Origin of the sequence: Mycobacterium sp. (assembly GCF_035570115.1) — a bacterium.
Classification (GTDB): Bacteria; Actinomycetota; Actinomycetes; order Mycobacteriales; family Mycobacteriaceae; genus Mycobacterium.
The window spans coordinates 1-6,466 of sequence record NZ_DATMLH010000162.1; the positions used below are offsets into that span (position 1 = coordinate 1).

The 6,466-nt window shown below is 64.9% G+C and carries 8 protein-coding genes; 5 read left to right on the forward strand and 3 right to left on the reverse strand.

Going from position 1 to position 6,466, the window contains the following annotated elements; genetic code table 11:
• A partial coding sequence (locus VNW74_RS15185) for an NAD(P)/FAD-dependent oxidoreductase (protein ID WP_325678200.1) occupies positions 1–1,059 on the reverse strand: 1,059 nt, incomplete at its 3' end.
• 389 nt (positions 1,060–1,448) lie between these two features.
• On the opposite strand from VNW74_RS15185, the gene VNW74_RS15190 reads away from it, so the two are divergent.
• Together VNW74_RS15190 and VNW74_RS15195 are read left to right on the forward strand one after the other, a co-directional pair.
• Positions 1,449–2,258, forward strand: a complete 810-nt coding sequence (locus tag VNW74_RS15190; protein WP_325678202.1) for an SDR family NAD(P)-dependent oxidoreductase — start codon at positions 1,449–1,451, stop codon at positions 2,256–2,258.
• Complete coding sequence (locus tag VNW74_RS15195; protein ID WP_325678204.1) at positions 2,233–2,403, forward strand: hypothetical protein; 171 nt, start codon at positions 2,233–2,235, stop codon at positions 2,401–2,403. Before VNW74_RS15190 ends, VNW74_RS15195 begins: the two co-directional genes overlap by 26 nt.
• Positions 2,404–2,437: 34 nt before the next feature.
• Here the strand turns inward: VNW74_RS15195 and VNW74_RS15200 are convergent, their stop codons facing one another.
• Positions 2,438–3,103, reverse strand: coding sequence for a peroxiredoxin-like family protein (locus VNW74_RS15200; RefSeq protein ID WP_325678206.1), 666 nt, complete (start codon positions 3,101–3,103; stop codon positions 2,438–2,440).
• A 90-nt stretch (positions 3,104–3,193) separates the two neighbouring features.
• Here VNW74_RS15200 and VNW74_RS15205 point away from each other — a divergent pair, with 90 nt between their 5' ends.
• Positions 3,194–3,811, forward strand: a complete 618-nt coding sequence (locus VNW74_RS15205) for a TetR/AcrR family transcriptional regulator (RefSeq protein WP_325678208.1) — start codon at positions 3,194–3,196, stop codon at positions 3,809–3,811.
• Between the two features lie 80 nt (positions 3,812–3,891).
• Here the strand turns inward: VNW74_RS15205 and VNW74_RS15210 are convergent, their stop codons facing one another.
• Entirely contained in the window at positions 3,892–4,521 is a 630-nt protein-coding gene (locus VNW74_RS15210; RefSeq protein WP_325678210.1) for a TetR/AcrR family transcriptional regulator, read from the reverse strand.
• Here VNW74_RS15210 and VNW74_RS15215 point away from each other — a divergent pair.
• Together VNW74_RS15215 and mtnA are read left to right on the forward strand one after the other, a co-directional pair.
• Entirely contained in the window at positions 4,520–5,284 is a 765-nt protein-coding gene (locus VNW74_RS15215) for an SDR family NAD(P)-dependent oxidoreductase (protein WP_325678212.1), read from the forward strand. The genes VNW74_RS15210 and VNW74_RS15215 overlap by 2 nt on opposite strands.
• Positions 5,285–5,543: 259 nt before the next feature.
• A partial coding sequence (gene mtnA / locus VNW74_RS15220; protein WP_325678214.1) for an S-methyl-5-thioribose-1-phosphate isomerase occupies positions 5,544–6,466 on the forward strand: 923 nt, incomplete at its 3' end.

The following is a 6,466-nucleotide window of genomic DNA, read 5'->3' on the forward strand; positions in this document are numbered from 1 at the left end:
GCCCCGCACGTTGAGGGTCCGCAAGTACTCGGTCGCTTTGAACCCTGTCGCAAGGATGAGTACATCGAGTTCGTGGAAGGTCCCGGTGGCGTCAATCACACCGTCGGGCATGACTTCGACGACAGCGGCTGGGGTCACCGAGACGTTGTCTCTGTTGAGTGACGGATAGAAATCGGAAGCGAAGATCGGGCGTTTGCACCCGAATGGGTAATCGGGAGTGAGGGTTTTCCTCAACTCGGGGTCATCGATCGTCTTGGCGATGAAATTCTGGCAGGACTTGCGCCTTCTGATCTGGTAGTCGCTGTCCGCCTTGAAGGCGTCGCGCACCCGGCGTGCACCCCGAAACAGTCGAAACCGATCCCACTTCTGGCGCCACGGATATTTGACCCATTGCGCTCTCTCGTCGGCGGTATAGGGACGCGATGGCTTGGGAAGAACGTAGCCGGGTTCTCGTTGAAACAGCCGCAGGTGTTTAACCTGCGGTGCAAGCGCGGGAACCAGTTGGCATGCCGTCGATCCGGTACCGATGACCCCGACCCGCGCGGTGGCCAAGTCATGCTCGTGTTCATATACAGAGGTGTGGAATACCGGCCCGGCGAACGAGTCCAAACCCGGCAACTGCGGCCAGTTGGCGTCGCTGAGCATCCCGACACACGACACCACCACGTCGAATTCCAGCTGTTGGCCGTCGTCGGTGACCACGGTGTAGGCGCCGCGGTCTTCCGACCAGATCGCCGTGTCGATTCCGCAGCCGAATACGAAATGCTCACGGATCTGGTACTCGTCAATGACATCCTGCACGTAGCGCTCTAATTCCGGCGCCTTGGCGTGAGTGCCCGACCAGTCGTAGGACATGAACGAAAATGAGTAGGCGTGGGAAGGGACGTCGACCTCGCATCCCGGATAGGTGTTCTGGCGCCAGACCCCACCCGCGCCGCCCTTGCGTTCGAACACCGTAAACGACGTGATGCCGGCGCGTTTCAGCTTGACCGCCGTGGCGACGCCCCCCAGCCCTGCACCTGCTATAGCGATACGCACAGTGCGCCTCGCTCGCAACATCGGGTCTCCTCCAAACAGTCGTGCAGCGCACCCGGGGTGAACGATTCGTCGCTAGCGCCCGGCCCGACCCCGAACACTCGCCTCGCGGCTGCGATGAGACCGGCACCATGTATTCATTGAACGTCTGGATAGTAAATATATTCGAAGGTGCCCTGGTGGTCAACAAAGCCGGCGCCCTCGCCTCGATCACCGCTGCGACCAATGCAGGAGTCAGCCCCGACTGACGTAGATGGTCCGGCAGATTGCTTGCGTTGGCGCCCCGTCCACGCGCCTCATGGACGGTCGAAGCCGAGGGCCGACGTAATTTACGCGCGGCATAAGTACACTAACTCTCCGGTAAACGGGGCTAAGATATAATATCGCAGTCTTCGATCTGGGAGTCGTGATACATGGATGCAGCTAGTGAATCGATCACGGGCAGGCTCGGCGGAAAGGTCGCGATCGTGACCGGTGCGGGTCGCGGCATCGGCCGCGGGATCGCGCGGGCCTTCGCGGTGGAAGGGGCGAAGGTGATGGTGGCCTCGCGCTCAAGTCACACGGTGAGCGAGGTGGTCGCCGAGATCGAGGCTTCAGGTGGAACGGCGCGTGGTGTCACGGTCGACGTGGGCGATCGCGGCGCGGTGTTCGCGATGGTGGATCGCACGCTGGCGGAGTTCGGCTCGGTCGACATTCTTGCGAACAATGCGCAGGGCTTCGGCACCGCCGCGAAGCCCGCTCCGGCCCCGGTGATCCAGCCGCTCGAGACTTTCGACGAGGACGAGTGGGAGTACACATATCGGACCGGCGTCCGGGCGACCCTCTGGGGGATGAAGGCCGTCTTCCCACACATGAAGGGACGCGGCGGCAAGATCATCAATTTCGCCTCCGAATTCGGCATCATGGGCTACGCCGGTTCCGCCGCCTACAACAGCTGCAAGGAAGCGATCCGCGGGCTGTCGCGGACGGCGGCCCGCGAGTGGGGGCCGCATGGCATCAACGTCAATGTCATCACGCCGATGATCCGCACCGACGCCATGGAAACCTTCGAGCGCGCGGACCCGGAAGGCATGGCCGCCATGACGCTGACGATTCCGTTGCAACGCTTCGGCGATCCGCTGAAAGACGCCGGCCCGGTCGCCGTGTTTCTCGCCTCGTCCGAATCCGACTACCTCACGGGCATGAACATCATGCTCGATGGCGGCCACTGCATGTTTCCTTGAAGCAACGGGCCGCGAATACAGCATCCGCATCAACGACCAGTGGTTCGAAACGAATATCGCCCCGGCACTCGCCGCTCTCCAAAACCAACTGGTGATGGTCGGCGAGAGCGACGAACCGCAATGGCTGGCCACTCTCAGTCGTTGACCGGCACACCACATTTCGGCGAGCTGCGCGCAGGTCAGCTCAGCGCGTCCACCGCGGCCAGGATATCGGGCACCTCGCTGCGGGTGGTGTAGTTGGGGTGCACGTCGATCCAGCGGATCACTCCGGTGTGATCCACCACCACCGTCGTGGGCATCGGCAAGGTCCGACCGCCGTCGGCGTTCTGCTCGGCCAGGTCCAATCCCACCTTCTCCTGTGCTGCGAGGGCGTTTGCCGACGGTTCGGTCAGAATGCCCAGCGCGGAGGCAATTTGGTTGCCGGGGTCGGACACGACCGCGTAGGACAACTCATTGGTCTCAGCTACGGTCAGCGACCCGTCGGGCTTCTGCGGGCTGACCGCGATCATGGCGACCCCCCGGTCGGCGAGGGCTGGCGCCAGTTCGGCTTGATAGGTGCGTAACGCGATGTTGCAGAACGGGCACCACGCTCCCCGATAGAACACCACCACCGCGGGTCGACCGCCTCGCACCAGCGCCAACGATGTGGTGGCACCGTGGACATCGAGCAACTCACCGTCGGGCATCACCGCACCCGGTGCGCTCACCGCAGCAGGCACACCCGCGGCATCCAGGTCGACCTGTTCAGCGGCGAACGCACCCATGACCTCCGGGGGCAGTGCGGCAGCGGGACCTGTCATGTACGTCTGCACCTGCTCGCCGATGCTGGGTGAATGTGTTGTCATGGGACCGCCTTCTCGCAGGATTGGAATGATCACTCCACAAAAGCATCACGTTTCTGGATTGTCAACTCCAGAATCGGTAGTCTTCTAAAGATGGTCACCCAAAAAGGGCGTGCCACCCGGGACCGGATCGTGGCCGCCGCAGCCAACCTGATGTACATCCGTGGGGTCGCTGGCACCAGCACCGAAGATGTCCAACTCGCGGCGGGCGTCAGCGCATCCCAGATCTACCACTACTTTGCCGACAAACGCTCCCTCACCCGCGCCGTCATCGGCTACCAGACAGACGCCATTCTCGGGATCCAAGAACCCGCGCTGGCGCGCTTGGACGACCTCGACGCATTGCGCGCCTGGGCAGACTCCATCGTCGCATTCCAGCGCAACAACGACTTCCGCGGCGGCTGCCCACTCGGCACACTGGCCAACGAACTCGCCGAAAGCGACACCGACGCACGCGAAGACCTCGCGATGGGCTACCGGCGCTGGCAACATGCCATCCGCGCCGGCCTGGGAGCCATGCAGGACCGTGGCGAACTCCTGCCCGGCACCGACGCCGACAGACTTGCGACGGCACTGCTGATCACCCTGCAGGGCGGTCTGCTGCTCACCAAGACCTTCCGCGACAGCGAACCCCTCGAAACCGCACTGCACACCATGATCGACCACATCGAATCGTTCACCGCCGCAGCAACGTCACGAAGTTCAGATTGAAACGGACCGACAGAGCCCGAACACTGAGCCGCCCCAAGCGATCAAACAGGCGTCCGTATCGACGCGGTATACGAACTGTGCTAGCCGCGACGCAACGTGTCGATGCCGACATCCAACGCCGCTTCCAGATAGCCCAGGTCGCCGGTCGACAGCATGATGCCGACGCCGCCCTGGATGCCGGCCAGCAGCGCTGCCGCCGACCGATCCACATCAAGGCCCGAAGCAATCTTCCCCTCTCGCTGCATGTGCCGGATCCCCGCGGCGATCTCCGCATGCCACTGGCGCATCAGTGCGGTCGTTACGGCCTGGGATCCCGTTGTGGTGCGGCCGATTTCAGACATCAAGACGGCGAGCGGACATTGCTGACCCTGGCGGCGGTAGCGATCGATGACCACATCGCGCCAGCGCTGCCAGGCTGCCCACGACGTCAACGCTCCTAGGTACGGCTGCTGGTCGCTGAGCACCATTTCGGCCTCGTGCTGTGCGACCGCCAGCAGTAGCTGTTCTTTGCCGCCCGGGAAGTAGTGGAAAACCTGACTCTTGGAAGTCTGAGTCCGCGCCCGCACATCGTCGAGCGTGGTGACGGCGACGCCGCGCTCACGGATCTCGGCGGCGGCGCCCTCGATGATGCGCCGTCGCGTCGCCAGACCCTTGGCCGTCAAATTCTGGACTTGCAAGTCCAATTTTTCCGGCAGATGATATGGACTCATGAGTCCAAATAATACGCGGCTGGCAGGCCGCACCGCCCTGGTAACTGGTTCAACTGGCGGCCTCGGCGCCGCATTCGCCGCCGCACTCGCGGCGGAGGGAGCATTCGTCGTCGTCAGCGGCCGTAATGCGGCGCGCGGGAAGGACGTCGTCGCCGATATCGAATCGGGAGGTGGCGCAGCGGCGTTCGTCCCTGCCGACCTGGGACTCGGCACCGATGAGGTGCGGCGGCTCGCTGCGGAGGCGACAACGGCAGCTCACGGCCGGATAGACATCCTGGTCAACAACGCCGCACTACTGCTTGCGCCGTCGCCGACAGCCGATGTGCCCGAGCAGCTGATTCGCGACGCATTCGCGGTCAACGTCACCGCGACGTTCCTGCTCACCGGGAGCATCGCGCCGGCGATGGCGCAGCGTGGACGCGGCTCGATCATCAACATCGGCTCGATTAACGGGCTGGTCGGTATGGGCGGATCCGCGCTCTACAGTGCCACCAAGGCCACCATCCACTCGCTCACCAAGTCCTGGGCCGACGAATACGGTCCGCAGGGCGTCCGGGTCAACACCGTGGCGCCGGGCCCGAGCCTGACCGAGCGGTCCGCGGAATTCGCCGAGTACATCGCTCCGGCGCTTGCCCGGGTTCCGTCCCGACGCGCCAGCACCATGACCGAAGTTGCGGCCGCCGTGGTGTTTCTGGCAAGCGACGACGCGTCGAATATCCTCGGCGCGACGCTGTCGGTCGACGGCGGTTGGGCCGCGGTCTAGCTCCACCGAGCTGGGGCACTGCCAAGCAATGTGGTGACCTTGCTGGTCATTCGGGGAATCTCTCCATTCCCGCCCTCGGGTCACTAATTGTCAGTGGGCGGTTGCCTCAGATGAGGTTGGCAGAGAGGACGACGGCATGTTCTTCAACGCATCGAAGCGCTGGAAGTCGCGGCGTGCACAGCAAAGCCGTCGCCGACCTGCGCGGGCACAGCCCGATCAGCATCACCGGCGCCGGCTAACCGAGGGCTAGGGTCGGCTAGTGCGCAGGACCATCGACTGGGACGGCGACGCGGTCACGATCATTGACCAGACCGCGCTGCCGGCCGAATACCGCGTTCTCAGTCTGCGCACCGTCGATGAGCTGATCGACGCGATCCGCCGCCTGGCCGTGCGCGGCGCCCCGGCGCTTGGCGCGGCCGGCGCGCTTGGCGTTGTGCTCGCGGCCCGCGAGGGAGGCGACCCCCGGGCCTCGGCCCAACGAGTCGCGCAGGCACGACCGACCGCTGTGAACCTCAGCTGGGGCGTCGCGCGCGCGCTCGAGAAACTCGCCGAGGGCGCCGAAGCCGTGCTCGCCGAAGCGCTAGAAATCCTCGACGAGGACGAACGCCTCAACCGCGCCGCATCCGCCCACGCCGCGGAGATCGTCCTCGCACTATGCGATCGTCGCCCGCTGCGGCTGCTCAGCCACTGCAACGCCGGTCGTCTCGCCACCGTGGCCTGGGGCAGCGCGCTCGGCGTCGTCTGGCACCTGCACGAGCGCGGACTGGTCGAGTCGGTGCTGGTCGACGAGACACGTCCACTGCTGCAGGGTGCCCGTCTCACGGCGTGGGAGCTGGCGCAGGCGGGCGTGCCATACCGGGTGCAGCCAGACGGCGCCGCCGCGGCGGCGATGGCACGCGGCCTCGTCGACTGCGTGCTCGTCGGCGCCGATCGGATCGCGGCCAACGGCGACGTCGCCAACAAGATTGGCACCTACGGTCTGGCCATCGCGGCGCATCATCACCACGTGCCGCTCGTCGTCGTCGCGCCTTCGTCCACGGTCGACGGGTCGCTCGCCACCGGCGCCGAGATCGCCATCGAGGAACGCACGCCCGACGAACTCAGGATGTTCACCGGCACGGCGATCACTCCGGCCGACGCGGACGTTTTCAACCCGGCCTTCGACGTGACTCCGGCTGAGCT

What these genes read in the sequence shown, in the direction of transcription:
- VNW74_RS15205 (WP_325678208.1), top strand. Translation starts at nt 3,194, where the DNA reads ATGGTCACCCAAAAAGGGCGTGCCACCCGGGACCGGATCGTGGCCGCC.
- VNW74_RS15195 (WP_325678204.1), top strand. Translation starts at nt 2,233, where the DNA reads ATGGCGGCCACTGCATGTTTCCTTGAAGCAACGGGCCGCGAATACAGC.
- VNW74_RS15190 (WP_325678202.1), top strand. Translation starts at nt 1,449, where the DNA reads ATGGATGCAGCTAGTGAATCGATCACGGGCAGGCTCGGCGGAAAGGTC.
- VNW74_RS15200 (WP_325678206.1), bottom strand. Translation starts at nt 3,103, where the DNA reads ATGACAACACATTCACCCAGCATCGGCGAGCAGGTGCAGACGTACATG.
- VNW74_RS15210 (WP_325678210.1), bottom strand. Translation starts at nt 4,521, where the DNA reads ATGAGTCCATATCATCTGCCGGAAAAATTGGACTTGCAAGTCCAGAAT.
- VNW74_RS15215 (WP_325678212.1), top strand. Translation starts at nt 4,520, where the DNA reads ATGAGTCCAAATAATACGCGGCTGGCAGGCCGCACCGCCCTGGTAACT.